Source organism: Pelagimonas phthalicica (assembly GCF_004364805.1).
GTDB classification, from domain to species: Bacteria; Pseudomonadota; Alphaproteobacteria; order Rhodobacterales; family Rhodobacteraceae; genus Pelagimonas; species Pelagimonas phthalicica.
Map to the genome: position 1 here is coordinate 237,576 of NZ_SOAP01000001.1, position 15,125 is coordinate 252,700.

The 15,125-nt window shown below is 56.7% G+C and carries 12 protein-coding genes; 8 read left to right on the forward strand and 4 right to left on the reverse strand.

Translation table 11 applies throughout. The annotated features are described in order from the left end of the window. Positions 1-3: 3 nt before the first annotated feature. Positions 4-1,269 (reverse strand): ABC transporter substrate-binding protein, encoded by a 1,266-nt coding sequence (locus tag CLV87_RS01170; RefSeq protein WP_176556026.1) that lies wholly within the window; start codon positions 1,267-1,269, stop codon positions 4-6. Positions 1,270-1,306: 37 nt separating this feature from the next. Beyond that, entirely contained in the window at positions 1,307-2,290 is a 984-nt protein-coding gene (locus CLV87_RS01175; RefSeq protein ID WP_099244099.1) for an ABC transporter ATP-binding protein, read from the reverse strand. A 223-nt stretch (positions 2,291-2,513) separates the two neighbouring features. Between CLV87_RS01175 and CLV87_RS01180 the strand changes: the two genes are divergently transcribed. The 8 genes from CLV87_RS01180 to CLV87_RS01215 all read left to right on the forward strand — a co-directional run bounded on the left by CLV87_RS01180 (position 2,514) and on the right by CLV87_RS01215 (position 12,441). Continuing rightward, positions 2,514-3,203, forward strand: a complete 690-nt coding sequence (locus CLV87_RS01180) for a GntR family transcriptional regulator (protein ID WP_370739622.1) — start codon at positions 2,514-2,516, stop codon at positions 3,201-3,203. Further along, entirely contained in the window at positions 3,200-4,030 is an 831-nt protein-coding gene (locus CLV87_RS01185) for a GNAT family N-acetyltransferase (protein ID WP_099244098.1), read from the forward strand. Before CLV87_RS01180 ends, CLV87_RS01185 begins: the two co-directional genes overlap by 4 nt. Positions 4,031-4,096: 66 nt before the next feature. After that, positions 4,097-4,975 (forward strand): LysR family transcriptional regulator, encoded by an 879-nt coding sequence (locus tag CLV87_RS01190; RefSeq protein ID WP_099244096.1) that lies wholly within the window; start codon positions 4,097-4,099, stop codon positions 4,973-4,975. 93 nt (positions 4,976-5,068) lie between these two features. Continuing rightward, complete coding sequence (locus tag CLV87_RS01195) at positions 5,069-5,899, forward strand: putative hydro-lyase (RefSeq protein ID WP_099244094.1); 831 nt, start codon at positions 5,069-5,071, stop codon at positions 5,897-5,899. 9 nt (positions 5,900-5,908) lie between these two features. Then, positions 5,909-6,934 carry a TRAP transporter substrate-binding protein gene (locus tag CLV87_RS01200; RefSeq protein ID WP_099244092.1) on the forward strand — a complete coding sequence of 342 codons (1,026 nt, stop codon included), beginning with the start codon at positions 5,909-5,911 and terminating at the stop codon, positions 6,932-6,934. A gap of 24 nt (positions 6,935-6,958) precedes the next feature. After that, positions 6,959-7,507, forward strand: coding sequence for a TRAP transporter small permease subunit (locus tag CLV87_RS01205; protein WP_099244090.1), 549 nt, complete (start codon positions 6,959-6,961; stop codon positions 7,505-7,507). Beyond that, positions 7,504-8,787 (forward strand): TRAP transporter large permease, encoded by a 1,284-nt coding sequence (locus CLV87_RS01210; protein WP_099244088.1) that lies wholly within the window; start codon positions 7,504-7,506, stop codon positions 8,785-8,787. The genes CLV87_RS01205 and CLV87_RS01210 overlap by 4 nt, the downstream gene beginning before the upstream one ends. Positions 8,788-8,862: 75 nt before the next feature. Then, positions 8,863-12,441, forward strand: coding sequence for a hydantoinase B/oxoprolinase family protein (locus tag CLV87_RS01215; RefSeq protein ID WP_099244086.1), 3,579 nt, complete (start codon positions 8,863-8,865; stop codon positions 12,439-12,441). Between the two features lie 180 nt (positions 12,442-12,621). On the opposite strand, the gene CLV87_RS01220 is transcribed toward CLV87_RS01215, so the two are convergent. Continuing rightward, a complete protein-coding gene (locus tag CLV87_RS01220) occupies positions 12,622-13,494 on the reverse strand; it encodes a fructose-1,6-bisphosphatase (protein ID WP_166652640.1) in 873 nt (290 codons plus the stop codon). 4 nt (positions 13,495-13,498) lie between these two features. Continuing rightward, complete coding sequence (locus CLV87_RS01225) at positions 13,499-15,118, reverse strand: dihydroxyacetone kinase subunit DhaK (protein WP_099244082.1); 1,620 nt, start codon at positions 15,116-15,118, stop codon at positions 13,499-13,501. Positions 15,119-15,125: the final 7 nt, after the last annotated feature.

A 15,125-nucleotide genomic window follows, 5' to 3' on the forward strand; every position in this document is an offset into this window, starting at 1 on the left:
CGCTTAGGCAGCGATGAATTCGTTCCATTTGCGAACCATGTACTGGTTCTCATCCATAACGGCGTTCCAGCAGGCCACTGCGCCCATGCGATCATAGAACGAGCCGCCATCGCGCACGGCACCGGCTTTTTCCATGACCTGGCCAAATGGGTTGGTAATGTCGCCCTCTGCGGGTTTGCCTTCGAACCAGAAACCCCATTCATCGGCGCTCATGAAGTCTTTGGAGGTTTCTGGCACTGCGGAATAGTAGCCCTGGCGCATCAAGAAGCCGCCGACCCAACCGCTCAGATACCAGTTGATGTATTCATAGGCCGCCTCCAGCTCCATACCAGACAGCGAGGCCGAGAGACCAAGCCCGCCACCCCAGGACCGATAGCCCTCTTCCAGCGGCTGATACACACATGGAATGCCCTGCGAACGCACCGCAGTAATCGCAGGCGACCACATGGACTGGATCACCACTTCGCCCGAGGCCATCAGGTTCACGGATTCATCAAAGGATTTCCAGAAAGCACGGAACTGACCGTTTTTCTTGGCTTCGGTAAAGATGCCCAATGTCAGGTCAATCTCTTCCTTGGTCATGTTGCCTTTGTCCGGGTAGGTGTATTCACCCATGGATTCCACAACCATCGCCATGTCCATAATACCGATGGACGAGATGTCGAGGATCGATGCCTTGCCTTTGAATTCAGGGTTCAACAGCTCAGACCAATTGCTGATCGGACGGCCAATCAGGTCCGGGCGAATGCCCAGAGTGTCCGCATTGTAAATCGTCGGGATCAGCGTCATCCAGCCGGATTCTTCGGGAACAAATTCCGTGCCATCCACACCAGTGGTAAAGCCAACAGTATGCGGCGCGGTGCCCTGTGCGATTACGCTTTCAGGCGTGAGTTTCCCGGACCGGAAGGTGCCGACGATCTTGTCGTAATTGGCGATCTTTGAAGTATCCATGGCCTGAAGGTTGCCGGTCGGCCAGACCTTCTTACAAATCCAGTACTCAATATCGGCGATGTCAAAGCTGTCAGGCTGAGTGGCCGCACGCTGCGTCACGGAGTCAGAATCCAGAGCGGTCATTTCCAGCGTAAACCCTAGGTCTTCCTTGACCTTGGCTGCGACTTCGTTGAGGTTGGAAACCCCGGTGCCAAACTGGCGCAAGGTGATGTTTTTCGTCTCTTGTCCCCATACCATTGGAGCCGGAAGCGCGGCGGCCGCCACCGCCGCGCCACCTGCTTTCAGCATGGACCGGCGCGAATAGCGCACTTTAGAAATCGTCGTCATAGCGTTTTCCTCATTGTTGAACGTTCAGTTATTGTGCCAAGGCTTGTGCCGCCCTGGCCTCCCAGCCGAGACCAATCGCCTCGCCTATTTCCTTTGGACTGTCGAAAAACTCGTGATCAGACAAAAGGGCTGTGACCTCTTGGTCGCCCGGAACCATGGCCGTCACGGCGACATGGGTTCCTTGATATTCGATATTTGTGATTGTTCCCGGCAGCTTGGCGGATTCCCCGGTATCCAGCGTAAGCGCGTCAGAGCGAATGGCGACCATTCCCTCGGGCATTTTCACCACATTATGAGAGCCCAAAAAGCGCGCAACAAAGGCCGTCTTTGGGGCGTCAAAGACCGACCGCGTTTGCCCTGCCTGTTCAATCTTGGCGTTGTTCATCACGACAATTTCGTCAGCCAGCGCCAAGGCCTCATCCTGCCCGTGGGTGACATGGATAAAGGTGATGCCAAGCTCGCGTTGCAGCTTTTTCAATTCGGCCCGCATTCGGATACGCAAAAACGGATCCAATGCCGAAAGCGGTTCGTCCAAAAGCAGCACGTCGGGTTTAGTGATCAAGGCGCGGGCCAGCGCCGCCCGTTGCTGCTGCCCACCAGAAAGCTGCGCTGGCAGGCGATTTGACAAGGCCGACATATCGACCAATTCCAGCATCTCTCCGGCGCGCTTATGACGCTTTTCGGTCTCAACCCCTTGCATTTTCAGACTAAAGGCAACGTTATCCAACACGCTCAAATGCGGGAAAAGCGCATAGTTTTGAAACATCATAGCCGTGCCGCGTTTCGCCGGTGGCAAATGCGAGATGTCGCGACCGCCCAGCGTGACGGCCCCTTCGGACACTGTTTCGTGGCCTGCAATCATCCGCAAGGTCGAGGACTTTCCGCAGCCAGAAGGACCCAGCAAACACGCATAGGTACCCGTGGCAAAATGATAGCTGATCGCATCAACCGCCACGGTTGCTCCATAGCGTTTTGTCAGGTTGATAAATTCCAAGTCCAGTTTTTGACTCATGTCACCCCCGAGAAGTTGATCTCAGGCTGACCGACTTTTTTACGATTTCCCTAGCCGAAACCGCGCGAGCTCTCGGACCAAAAGGGACAAGCGCCTAAATCGAAGACATTCGCACTCACATTGTCCAAGATTTAATCAGTGATTGTATACGATCCAGCACACCTTTGTGTGAGATATTGAGAAAAACCGCGCTTTGGCCCATAGGTCATGCAGGAGTATTTGAATGCCTATCATGACCGAATCAAAGATGTCGGCTGCCGACGAAATCGCCAAACAACTGACCGAAGCCATTCATGAACATCGGTTACAGCCCGGTGCGAAACTGCGCGAGGACGAGATCTGCGATATCTTTGGCGTAAGCCGCACCTTGGTGCGCCAGGCGCTGCGGTCCTTGGAATTCGAAGGCCTGCTTACCATCCAAAAGAACCGCGGGGCCTTTGTCGCCAAACCTTCTCTCAAAGAAGCTCGCGAGGTGTTTCAGGCGCGTTCCCTGATCGAACCCAGCATCGCACGCATGGCCGCCGAGCGGTCAAAATCTGAAGACATTCAGGAGCTTGAGAAACATATCAAACGTGAGCACGCAGCACTGGATCAGGGAGAGGCCGGGCTGGCGCTGAAGTTATCCGGGGATTTTCATCTCAAGATTGCCGAAATCGCGGACCAGGAAACACTCGAACAGTTCTTGCGCCAGCTTATCTCGCGGTCCTCACTGGTGATTGCGCTCTATTGGCGCCGCCGGAACGCCCTTTGCGAAAGCAATGCGCATCACGACCTCATAACTGCGATTGGCGAGCGTGACGCGGATTCCGCTGAGGAGTTCATGAAAAGCCATCTCTTGGACATCTATTCGCAATTGGATCTACAGGAACGGGACGGAGGGTTCACATCACTCAGGGATGCCTTGCGCCAATGACCAAATTCAGAAATGCCTCTTTGTCAGAAGTGTCGACAATTTTGGGTTGGGCCGCGAAAGAAGGTTGGAACCCCGGTATCGATGATGCCGCCGCGTTTTTTCAGGCTGACCCGAATGGTTTCTTTGTTGCGACAAACGACAAAAACGAACCCCTCGCGGCGATTTCTGTTGTAAACCATACTGCGGATTTTGCCTTTCTCGGGCTATATATTGTCCGTCCTGTCTCGCGCGGCATGGGGACCGGTTATGGCCTTTGGCAACATGCAATAGGGCATGCGGGTCGGCGCACGGTTGGTCTGGACGGCGTGGAGGCACAGCAAGGCAATTATGCGGCCTCCGGATTTGACTATGCCGGGGGCACAACCCGTTTCACCGGTCAAATCCCTGCCGCGCGCTCCGCTGAAATCTCGCTGGCCAGCGATCATGACGTCCCAGATTTGATCACGTCAGAGGCCGCAGCTTCGGGCGTTGAAAAACAACAATACCTGCGGGCGTGGTTTCAGAATTCGCCCGACAGAACCACGATTACATACCGCTCACAGTACGGGTTGGAGGGGTTCTGCACCGTGCGCAAATGCAGTCTCGGGTCCAAGATCGGGCCGCTCATCGCCAGTAATGCATCCATCGCGCAGCGGCTGATTGCGCATGCCGCGTCCCTGTTTGATGGTCCCATCACGCTGGATGTACCGGAAAGTGCGACTGGACTGACGGCGCTGTGCCAGCAGCTCGGCCTGCAACCCGGTTTCAAGACCGCACGCATGTACAAAGGCCCATTCTTACCCAGCTCAGCAGAATTCTTTGCTGTGACCAGTTTGGAACTGGGGTGAACAAAGCTTGGCAGCGCAAAAAACCTGATGGTTTGACCCATGTTCCGATAAGTGTTCTCTATAGGCATGACCTTTGAACAACTTCGCACATTTCTTTGGGTGGCCCGATTGGGTGGTTTCCGCAAAGCCTCTGAGCGGCTGCATTTGTCCCAGCCCGCCGTCTCAACACGCATCTCCAATCTCGAGGACGAATTACAGGCAAAGCTGTTTGAACGGGGTCCCGGCGACCTCGTTCTGACAAAGCAAGGTCAGCAATTACTCGGATATGCCGAACAAATGTTGTTTGTCGAAGAAGAGATCAAAAACCGCGTCGCCAACCCCGCCGAAACCGAAGGCCTGTTTCGCCTCGGTGCCTCGGAGACCATTGCCCAAGCCTGGCTGCCGCGGTTCATCGAAGCTTTCAGCACGCAGTTTCCAAGGGTCAATGTTGACCTAACAGTGGATATTTCCTTGAACTTACGTGCCGCAATCTTGGAACGCCGCCTGGATCTCGCGTTTTTGATGGGACCGATATCCGAGTATTCCGTCAAAAACCTCGCGTTGCCTCAGTTCGATCTGCATTGGTACAAGTCGAAACAGATCAAAGATGTCGATCTGGCCGAGATTCCGATCATTTCCTATTCCAGCAAGACCCGCCCCTACCGCGAACTCACCTCGGAATTGTCGCGGCGTGTCGGTCCAAAATCCCGCGTGTTCTCATCCGCGTCCCTGTCAGCCAGCCTGAAAATGATCGCGTCGGGAATCGCCGTTGGCCCCTACCCTCGCGTTTTGGCTGCGCGCCACTTAGAGGCGAACGAGGTCGAAGAATTCGATCCAGGCTTCGTTCCGCCACCTTTGGAGTTCACGGCCTCCTACCTGGCGGAACCCAGAAGCTTTCTCGTTGAAAACAGCGCAGAAATTGCGCGGGACGTTGCCGTGAACTGGCATAATGCGCACCCCAGTTGATTTCAAATTTTTTATCAATGTAGATAAAAAATGATAATTTGAATGAATGCGCACCCTGTGTGAAGTTTCAATGACACTTCCACAGGAGGCAGCATGTCGGTGCAGCAAGCCAGAGAAAACGATCTCTCACATCTTTCCGGTGACGACATCCGTAAGCGGATAAGAGCAGGCCAACACGCGGCCCATACCGCTGGGCTTGCTCCGGGAAAGCTCCAGTGCAACCTCGCCATACTCCCCGAGGCCTTTGCACTGGACTTTCTCCGTTTTTGTCAGCGAAACCCCAAACCCTGCCCCGTTGTCGGTGTCAGCGATACGGGCAATCCGATGCTGACAACGCTGGGGCGCGACATTGATATCCGCACGGATGTGCCGCGATACCGCGTCTTCAATGACGGGCGCCTGTCGACCGAAACGACCGAGATCTCTGACTATTGGACAGATGACCTCGTGACGGTTGCCCTTGGCTGTTCCTTTACCTTTGAAAACGCGTTGATGCGGGCGGGAATACCGGTGCGCCACATCGAAATGGGCCGGAATGTGCCAATGTTTCGAACCAATATCGATCTTGTCCCGGCTGGCCCCTTTGGCGGTCAGATGGTTGTGACCATGCGACCGCTGCTCAAAGAGCAGATCGAGGACGCTAAGCGTATCAGCGCACGCTACCCTCAGGCTCATGGCGGACCAATCGCTATTGGCAACCCCTTGGATATTGGCATCAGCGATCTCAACACCCCGGATTACGGCGATCCTGTCGACTTCCAACCCGGTGAAATCCCCGTTTTCTGGGCCTGCGGAGTGACGCCGCAAAACGTTCTTCGCGCTGCGCGGCTCCCGCTCTGCATCACGCATGCGCCCGGCCACATGCTGATCACGGATGTCGCCGAAGACGCAGAAACAACAATTTACCAAAACAACACCAACTAGGAGAGAAATATGAAACGTACCTTGTCTTTACTCGCGGCAACGACAACCTTTGTCGCGCCAGCATTCGCCGAAGACCTGTCTGTGGTCGGAAGCTGGTCAAGCCTGCCTTTGCACAAGGCTTACGAAGCTCCGTTCTGGTCCGAAACGCTGCCCGGCGCTGGCGACTTTAAGGTTGAGCTGACAACCCATAACCAGATGGGCCTTGGCCTCTCTGAAATCTATCCGCTGCTTGGTCAGGGCGTTTATGATGTTGCGATGACCGTGGCCGACTATGCGGTCGGGGACGCGCCCGAACTCGAAGGCCTTGATGTGCCTCTACTGGCACTCACCGCGGATGAGGCCCGCGCGATGGTTGATGCAGCCCGCCCGATGGTGGCTGACATCTATCGTGCGCGTTTCAACGCCGAAGTTCTGGCAATCGCCCCCTATCCACCGCAAGTCGTGTTCTGCAACGCTGAAATCAACAGCTTTTCTGATCTGGCCGGTCTGAAGGTCCGCGCTTCTGGCCGGATGACGGCGCTATTTCTCGAAGCCCTCGGCGCTGAAGGCGTGAATGTCTCCTTCTCAGAGGTTCCCGGCGCGCTTCAGAATGGTGTTGTCGATTGCGCCGTCACCGGTGCCGGCTCGGGCTATTCCGCGGGGTGGTGGGAAGTTTCTACACACCTGCTGCCCATTCCGCTTGGCGGGTGGGATCATGTTGTCACGGCCATGAATGCTGATCGCTGGAACGCGCTGAGCCCAGACAAACAAAACCTGGTCCGCGACCAGATTTCATCCGGCTTCGAAGAACCAGCATGGGCCAGCGCGCAGGACGCTCTGGTGAATGACATCGCCTGTCTGACCGGAAACGGCGAATGCGCATCGGGCGATGCGCGTGACATGGTATTGGTAGATATCTCCGATGCCGATTTCGAAACCGCCCGCGGCATTCTGGTCGGAGACGTTCTTCCTGATTGGGCAGAGCGCGCAGGCGGCGACTGGGCGGCTCGCTGGAATGACAGCGTCGGCCAGGTTGTCGGCGTTACAATCAAATAATCACACAGGGACAAGGGACGTATTATGGAACTGGCGTTGATCAATAAGCTTAGAAAGCTCAATCGCATCGTTGCGTTGATCGTGGGAATTGGGCTTCTTGGAATGGCGACTTTCGTCGTTGCCGATATCGCTCTGCGCCAGATCCATGCCTCCTTTGGCGGAACGGAAGAGTTGGCTGGCTATGCAATGGCTTTGGTCAGCTCATGGGGAATGGCCTATGCTCTTTTAGAGCTTGGCCATATCCGCATCGACCTGCTGCGCGCGCGCACCCAAGGTATGCTGCGCGCGCTGTTTGATGTTTTCTCGATGATTGTCATGACGGGCGTAATCGCAACGATCGCGGTCAAATGCTGGCCTGTTGTCGCGCGCGCGGTTGAAAATGGCAGCCGCGCCAACACCCCCTTGGCCACACCGTTGGCTTGGGTGCAAATCCCTTGGTTCGCTGGCTGGATCTGGTTCGCAACCATGGCCAGCCTGGTCACACTCGCAGCGATCAGCCTGATGTTGCGCGGCCAAGCGTCGAAAACCGAAACCTTCATTGGCGCATTTGCCGAACAGGACAGCCTGAAATGATCACCTATGTTTCCGCAGGCCTTCTGGCGCTGCTTGCCCTCTCCATTCCCGTAGGGATCGTCCTTTTTCTGCTGGGGTTTGGGGTTGATCAATTCTATACCAACTTCCCGCTCAGCCGTGCGCTTGGCAATATGGTCTGGTCCTCATCCAGCTCCGCAACACTGATTGCCATCCCGTTTTTTGTCCTCCTGGGCGAAGTACTTGTCCGTTCCGGCGTTGCGACGCGCACCTATGCGGCGCTGGATAGTTGGGTCAGCTGGCTGCCCGGTGGCCTTGTGCACGCCAATGTCGCGACCGCGACCATGTTTTCTGCCACGTCCGGGTCATCGGTTGCAACGGCCGCCACGGTTGCGACCGTTGCCATGCCGCAAGCTGAAAAGCTCGGCTATGATCCAAAGCTGTTCTCCGGTGCCATCGCCGCCGGAGGCACTTTGGGCATTATGATCCCGCCTTCGATCAACCTGATCGTTTACGGGTTTCTGACGCAATCTTCGATCCCGCAGCTTTTCCTTGCCGGGCTGATACCCGGTCTTGGCTTGGCGCTCGCCTTTCTGGCCGTCACCGCCATTCTTTGCACCATCTGGCCTGAACTTGGCGGCCATCGTCGGGTGTTTCCTTTGCTCCAAATGGCCCGCGCGCTCATTGATCTTATCCCGATCCTGATCCTGTTCGCGCTCATCGTTGGCTCGATCTATCGCGGCTGGGCGACACCAACCGAGGCCGCTGCCGTTGGTGTGGCGGGCGCACTCCTGATCGCATTGGCCTTTGGCGGGGTCAGCTGGACGATGATGCGCGAAAGCCTTTTGGGCACGATCAAGGTCACCTCAATGATCATGTTGATCATTATCGGCGCATCCTTTCTGAACTTTACCCTGTCCTCTGCAGGTCTGGGACGCGAACTGACGGCCTTCCTCGAAGGTCTTGGCCTCTCACCCATCGGCTTCATTATGGTGGTGGTGTTGATCTATATCGTTCTGGGTTTTTTCATTGAAACCCTGTCACTGATGGTGGTGACCATTCCGATCATCGTGCCAATGGTCTTGGCTCAGGGCTATGACGTGATCTGGTTTGGTATCCTGATGATCGTCCTCATCGAGATGGCGCTGATCACCCCACCGGTCGGCCTGAACCTCTATGTCGTGCAGGGCGCGCGAAAATCCGGCAATCTGAACGAGGTCATGCTCGGAGCCCTGCCCTATTGCTTGACCATGCTTGCCATGGCCTTTGCCCTGATCGCCTTCCCTGACATCGCACTTTGGCTGCCCTCCGCGCTTAATTGACGCCTAGGGTCAGGACCCAATCACACTTAACAAAATAATGCAGCCACCGGGCTGCAAACCAAGGAGACATGTCCCATGTGGCAATTTTGGGTAGACCGTGGTGGAACCTTCACCGACATCGTGGCAAAGACCCCTACAGGTTCACTGAAAACGCACAAGCTGTTGTCGGAAAACCCCGAAGTCTACCAAGACGCCGCCGTGCATGGCATTCGGGAATTGCTCGACCTCGCACCAGATGCACCCGTCCCAAGCGGCATGATCGACGCCGTAAAGATGGGCACAACCGTTGCCACAAACGCCCTGTTGGAACGCAAGGGCGAGCGGACGGTTTTGTTTATTACAAAAGGCATGAAAGACCTCTTGCGGATCGGGTATCAGAACCGGCCCAAGCTTTTCGACCTCAATATCGAACTGCCCGAGTTGCTTTATGACGATGTGGTCGAAGTCGACGAACGTCTGGATGCAAAGGGCAATGTCATCACCCCCTTGAACATGGCAAAGGCGCGCGAAGCGTTAACGCAGGCCCACAACCAGGGCTATCGATCCATCGCCATCGCGCTCATGCACAGTTATCGGTTTTCCGATCACGAACGGTGCCTTGGCGAAATGGCGCAGCAATGCGGGTTCACTCAGATATCACTCAGCCATGAGGTCAGCCCGCTGATCAAGCTTGTCGGGCGCGGCGACACCGCCGTGGTCGATGCCTATCTCTCTCCGATTTTGCGCCGCTATGTCCATCAGGTTGCCAATGCTTTGGGCGCAGATTCCGGTGGCTGTGAGCGGCTCATGTTCATGCAATCAAACGGCGGCTTGACGGATGCACGGCTGTTCCACGGTCGCGATGCAATCCTCTCTGGCCCGGCTGGCGGCGTGGTTGGAATGGTGCGCTCGGCCGGTGAACTGGGTTATGAGAAACTCATCGGGTTCGACATGGGCGGCACGTCAACGGATGTTTGCCACTATGCCGGAGACTTCGAACGCTCCTTTGAAACCGAAGTGGCTGGTGTGCGGATGCGGGCACCGATGATGTCCATTCACACCGTCGCAGCCGGTGGCGGGTCTATTCTGTCTTACCGCGATGGTCGTATGCAGGTTGGCCCCGAAAGCGCGGGTGCCAATCCAGGCCCTGCCGCCTATCGCAGGGGCGGCCCGCTGACGGTGACAGATTGCAACGTTCTGTTGGGCAAGCTGAACCCCGACCATTTCCCGCATGTCTTTGGCCCGAATGCGGACCAACCGCTTGACCGCGCTGTCGTGCGCCGGAAATTCGAGGAACTGGCCAAAGAAATCGGCGACGGCAAATCCCCCGAAGACCTGGCCGAAGGATTCCTGAGGATCGCTGTCGAAAACATGGCCAACGCGATCAAAAAGATCAGCGTGCAACGTGGTTACGACGTGACCACCTACACGATGAACTGCTTTGGCGGTGCGGGAGGTCAGCACGCCTGCCTTGTCGCCGATGCCCTAGGCATGGAACGCATCTTTATCCACCCGTTTGCCGGTGTCCTTTCGGCCTTTGGCATGGGTCTGGCCGACGTAACAGCCATGCGCGAACAGCAGTTTGAAAAGCCCCTCAGCGATAATGGTGCGCGCCAAGCTCTCGACACGATGGCTCAAAACGCGCGCGACGAAGTGATCGCTCAGGGGATTGATCCGGCTGAGATTGATCTGGCCGAAAGGGTGCAAATTCGCCCACGCGATGCGCAGCAAAGCCTGGAGGTTGCCTTTGGCACGCCCTCTGACATGGAAGCGGATTTTGTGCAGGCTCATCAGCAGCGGTTCGGGTTTGCGCCCGACACCAGTGACCTCATCATTGATGTGCTGGTGGTCGAAGCCATTGGCCGCACAGGCGAACAAGTCAGCCTTCCAGACCCGCATGAGACAACACTTGATCAGACATCCGTTTCTGTGTGCTTTGAGAAAGAGTGGCAGAATGTGCCCTTGGTCAACCGCGCCAGTTTGGCGGTGGGTGACTCCGTCGATGGCCCCGCAATCCTGACGGAACCCACCGGAACCAATGTCATTGAACCTGGGTGGCGCGCGACCTGCGCCAAGGGGGGAAACCTTGTGCTCGAACGCGTCGTTCCCATCACACGGGCCGAAGCGATCGGCACCTTGGTGGATCCTGTGATGCTTGAGGTCTTCAATAACCTCTTCATGTCCATTGCCGAGCAGATGGGGGCCACTTTGGCCAACACGGCCTATTCGGTGAACATCAAAGAGCGGTTCGATTTCTCTTGCGCGATCTTTGACCAGCATGGCGATCTGGTCGCCAATGCGCCGCATGTGCCGGTGCATCTGGGTTCAATGTCGGAAAGTGTCCGCACGATCCTGCGCGAAAATGCCGGCAGCATCCGCCCGGGCGATGTGTTCATGATGAACAACCCCTATAATGGCGGCACGCATTTGCCCGATGTCACGGTGATCACGCCGGTCTTTGATCCTGACGGGGACAGGATCATCTACACAGTGGCGTCGCGTGGGCATCATGCAGATATCGGTGGCAAAACACCGGGCTCAGCCCCTCCGGACAGCCGCGTGATCGTGGAAGAAGGCGTTGTCATAGACAACTTCCTACTCGTGGATCGCGGCACGTTGCGCGACACCGAAACCCGCGCCCTGCTTGCGTCCGGAACCTATCCTTGCCGCAATGTCGATCAGAACATGGCTGATCTGGCCGCCCAAATCGCAGCCAATGCAACAGGCGTTTCCGAACTTCAGAAAATCACCAAACAGTTCGGGATCAACGCCGTGCACGCATATATGGGCCATGTTCAGGACAATGCCGAAGAAAGCGTCCGACGTGTGCTGGACGTGCTGAAGGATGGCCGTTTCAGCTACCCGATGGATGACGGTTCCAAGATCGAAGTGGACATCCAGGTCGACCGGGAAAACCGCTCGGCGACGATTGATTTCACCGGCACATCCCCGCAAAGCGCCTTGAACTACAATGCGCCAATGGCGATCTGCCGGGCCGTGGTGCTCTATGTCTTCAGAACGCTTGTCGGGCGTGACATTCCCATGAACGAAGGCTGCCTCAAACCTCTGGAATTGATCGTCCCCGAAGGCTCGATGATCAATCCCAAATCCCCTGCGGCTGTGATCTCGGGCAATACCGAGGTCAGCCAGTCGATTGCAGACGCGCTTTATGGCGCTCTTGGTGTCATCGCAGGTAGCCAAGGCACGATGAACAATTTCGTATATGGCAATGACGTATACCAAAACTATGAAACCATTTGCGGCGGTACAGGTGCGGGCGATGGATTCCATGGAACCAGCGCGGTGCACAGTCACATGACCAATACGCGCATGACGGATCCAGAGGTTCTTGAAACCCGGTTTCCCGTCCGAGTTGATGAATTCTCAATCCGGCAAGGCTCTGGTGGGAGCGGAGAGTTTCGCGGAGGCAATGGCATCATCCGCCGATTGACCTTTAACGAGGCCATGACGGTCACGACCTTGACCTCTCACAGGGTCGTTCCGCCACAGGGGGCGCAGGGCGGTGTTCCGGGCGCAACCGGGGAAAACTCGGTTCATCGAGCGAATGGCGCAATTGAAACCCTGCAAGGCAACGACCAGACCGATTTGGCACCCGGGGACAGCTTTGTCATGAAAACACCCGGCGGCGGCGGTTACGGTTGCCCGCAGCCATGAGGGCATAACGGCTGGATCCAGAACAGGTATGGATGCCATGTTTGACCACATGGCATCTCATCAGACCATGTCCTTTGAGGAAAGTTGGCTTAAGTCTTTACTTGCGTCAAAGCACTCGAAGTCAGACGGAACCTGTTCCAAAGCTGTAAAGGCCTGGACCATACAGTCAATCTCGTAGCCTTAGCCCAACAGGACGAATGAGCGTTGATGAGCCTCCAAGGGCATGAGGTCAAGGATCGGGGTTCGACCGTTTGTTACTTTGCCACCTGCCGCTTCAAGGATCATGGCCATAGGATAGGCTTCGAAAAATAGGCGGAGACTTCCCCTGTGCGACGGGTTTTCATCCTCGACACGACAGGGAAAGATCGCCCCGCATAACAGGAGACTGTGAACCTCAGCCACTATTGAAGCTGTCCAGCGCATAACAAGGTTTTGGATGGGTGCCCGCCGGGGCGACAGGGTGATTACAAATTCTACTGCGTTCTGCGGAACCGTCACATCGGGATGGGTCAAAATGAACGTGTCCGTTTCGGGATCAAGGCTGAACCCTTGGACACGGTTTCCAATTGTCAGCACCAACATGGTCGACGGGCCATAGATCGCATAGCCGGCGCAAACCAGCTGCCGCCCTGAGGGCAGAGCGGTCTTTCCGCAATCCTTTGACACTTTGTACACAGCGAAAATGGATCCAACCGGAAGACCAACATCAAGATTGTAAGCGCCATTCAAAGGATCATAGGCCACAACAAAATCGCCGGTTTGGGGATCTTTCAACGTTATGACCTCGTCGACTTCCTCAGAGATCAGCATTGCGACGCCAGCATGAGCCGCACAGCCTCGCGCAAACACATCGTCTGCCAACAACTCGTGCGGGTTTTGCAGGTCACCCTGTCGATTGGCTGAACCCACCTCATCCGGATTGCTGTGTAAAGCAGAGCGACGAACCAGTGACGAAATGGACCAGCAGGCGCTGGCAATCCGGTCGAGAAGATCATGCAGACTTGCGTCGCCTACCTCGCGGTCGAGATAGGCGTGAAGTGTTTCCTGTTCCATCGGATCAGCTTGCGAGATGTTCGAACAGGCGGGCCACCGCTTCGGCGCCGGGATCAATATGACCATCCAACTGCTCGGCATTGATATAGCTTGCGCGCCCGGCCTTTGCTGATGTCAGGCTCGCCGTGTAATCCGCCCCTTTGCGGGCTGCCGCCGCAGCCGCCGCAACGCTTGTTCCCAACTCCTCAAGAGCAGGCAACAGCGCGTCAACCATTGTGCGATCACCGGGATTGGCCCCGCCGATCTGCCGCATCCGCTCCAGCCCCATCTTGAGGGCATCTTTCATCGGTAAACCAGACGACGAAGCGTCTCCTGCCGCTGCGAAAAAGATGGCCAGCAAAACGCCTGATGATCCGCCCATGGTTTGGCTCAACTCCAGCCCGATCGCGCGATAAAGCTGTGTGTGATCCGCCAGCGGCAGGGTGTCCATCGCTTCGATCAAGGCGCGCGCAGCAGTGGCCAAAGTCGAGCCCGTGTCGCCATCCCCTGACTTCGCATCAAGCAAATTCAGATCCGCTTCGGAGGCGATCAGCACATTGCAGCAGGCTGTCAGAAACGCCTTGGTCGGTTCATGTTGGGATGCAGGCGCGCGAATGGGGGATAGCCCATCCGGCAATGGCAGAACCTCGGGCACATGAACGGTGTTGCAACCGGGCCAGGCCGGGGCACCAACGGCCTGGGCCAGCAGCTCTTCGTCGCCATTGGACAGTTCCAACAGCGATACCGAAAAACCGTGCATATCCAGCGCTGTCATCATCGCGTCGGGGCCGATCACATGCCTGATATTCTGCCCGATCTCAGAGGCCAATAAGGTCTCCGTCAGGATCAGCATTTCAAGAAACGAGGCCCCGCCCAGATTGTTGATCAGCGCGACATGGGGCGTTTGCGGCATTCCCGCCGCCAGTTTCTCGGATATCAGCGCAATCGCATCCCGCGCCCCGCGCGAGGCGACCTGCTCCACACCGGCCTCGCCGTGGATTCCCAATCCCAGTTCCGCCATGCCCTGCGGGATACGCTGTTCCTTGAGCGAGCCGGGAACGGTGCAGGTGTCCAAAGACATGCCGATGCTGCGGGTCGCTTTGATCACACGTTCGGCGGCTAGGGTGCAGGCCTCGAGGTTAGATCCGTTTTCCGCCATGGCACCGGCGATCTTATGGACAAAAAGGGTGCCCGCAACCCCGCGCGCCTGCGGCAGGTCGGGCAAGGCGACATCATCGTCGACAATCACCATGGAAACCTTGTGACCAAAGGCCCGCGCACGTTCGGCCGCAAGGCCAAAGTTCAGGCGGTCACCGGTGTAATTCTTGACAATCAACAGACAGCCCGCCGGACCAGTCACCGCCAGAATGCCCGCCAAAACGGCGTCAACGGAAGGTGAGGCAAAGACATCGCCGCAGACCGCCGCGGTCAACATGCCTTCGCCCACGAAACCCGCATGGGCAGGTTCGTGTCCCGAGCCGCCGCCAGAGACCAGCGCGACCTTGGATTTGTCCCAATCAGAGCGCACGACAACGCGAATATGCGGATACCCGTCAAGCCGCGTCAGCTTGCCCCCGGCTGCAGCAATCGTTCCGTCGATTGCCTGTGTGACCATGTCTTCCTTGGCGTTGATAAAATGTTCCATGCTGCCC

Coding starts and splice junctions, on each gene's coding strand:
- CLV87_RS01175 (WP_099244099.1), bottom strand. CDS start 2,290: ATGAGTCAAAAACTGGACTTGGAATTTATCAACCTGACAAAACGCTAT.
- CLV87_RS01180 (WP_370739622.1), top strand. CDS start 2,514: ATGCCTATCATGACCGAATCAAAGATGTCGGCTGCCGACGAAATCGCC.
- CLV87_RS01185 (WP_099244098.1), top strand. CDS start 3,200: ATGACCAAATTCAGAAATGCCTCTTTGTCAGAAGTGTCGACAATTTTG.
- CLV87_RS01190 (WP_099244096.1), top strand. CDS start 4,097: ATGACCTTTGAACAACTTCGCACATTTCTTTGGGTGGCCCGATTGGGT.
- CLV87_RS01195 (WP_099244094.1), top strand. CDS start 5,069: ATGTCGGTGCAGCAAGCCAGAGAAAACGATCTCTCACATCTTTCCGGT.
- CLV87_RS01200 (WP_099244092.1), top strand. CDS start 5,909: ATGAAACGTACCTTGTCTTTACTCGCGGCAACGACAACCTTTGTCGCG.
- CLV87_RS01205 (WP_099244090.1), top strand. CDS start 6,959: ATGGAACTGGCGTTGATCAATAAGCTTAGAAAGCTCAATCGCATCGTT.
- CLV87_RS01210 (WP_099244088.1), top strand. CDS start 7,504: ATGATCACCTATGTTTCCGCAGGCCTTCTGGCGCTGCTTGCCCTCTCC.
- CLV87_RS01215 (WP_099244086.1), top strand. CDS start 8,863: ATGTGGCAATTTTGGGTAGACCGTGGTGGAACCTTCACCGACATCGTG.
- CLV87_RS01220 (WP_166652640.1), bottom strand. CDS start 13,494: ATGGAACAGGAAACACTTCACGCCTATCTCGACCGCGAGGTAGGCGAC.
- CLV87_RS01225 (WP_099244082.1), bottom strand. CDS start 15,118: ATGGAACATTTTATCAACGCCAAGGAAGACATGGTCACACAGGCAATC.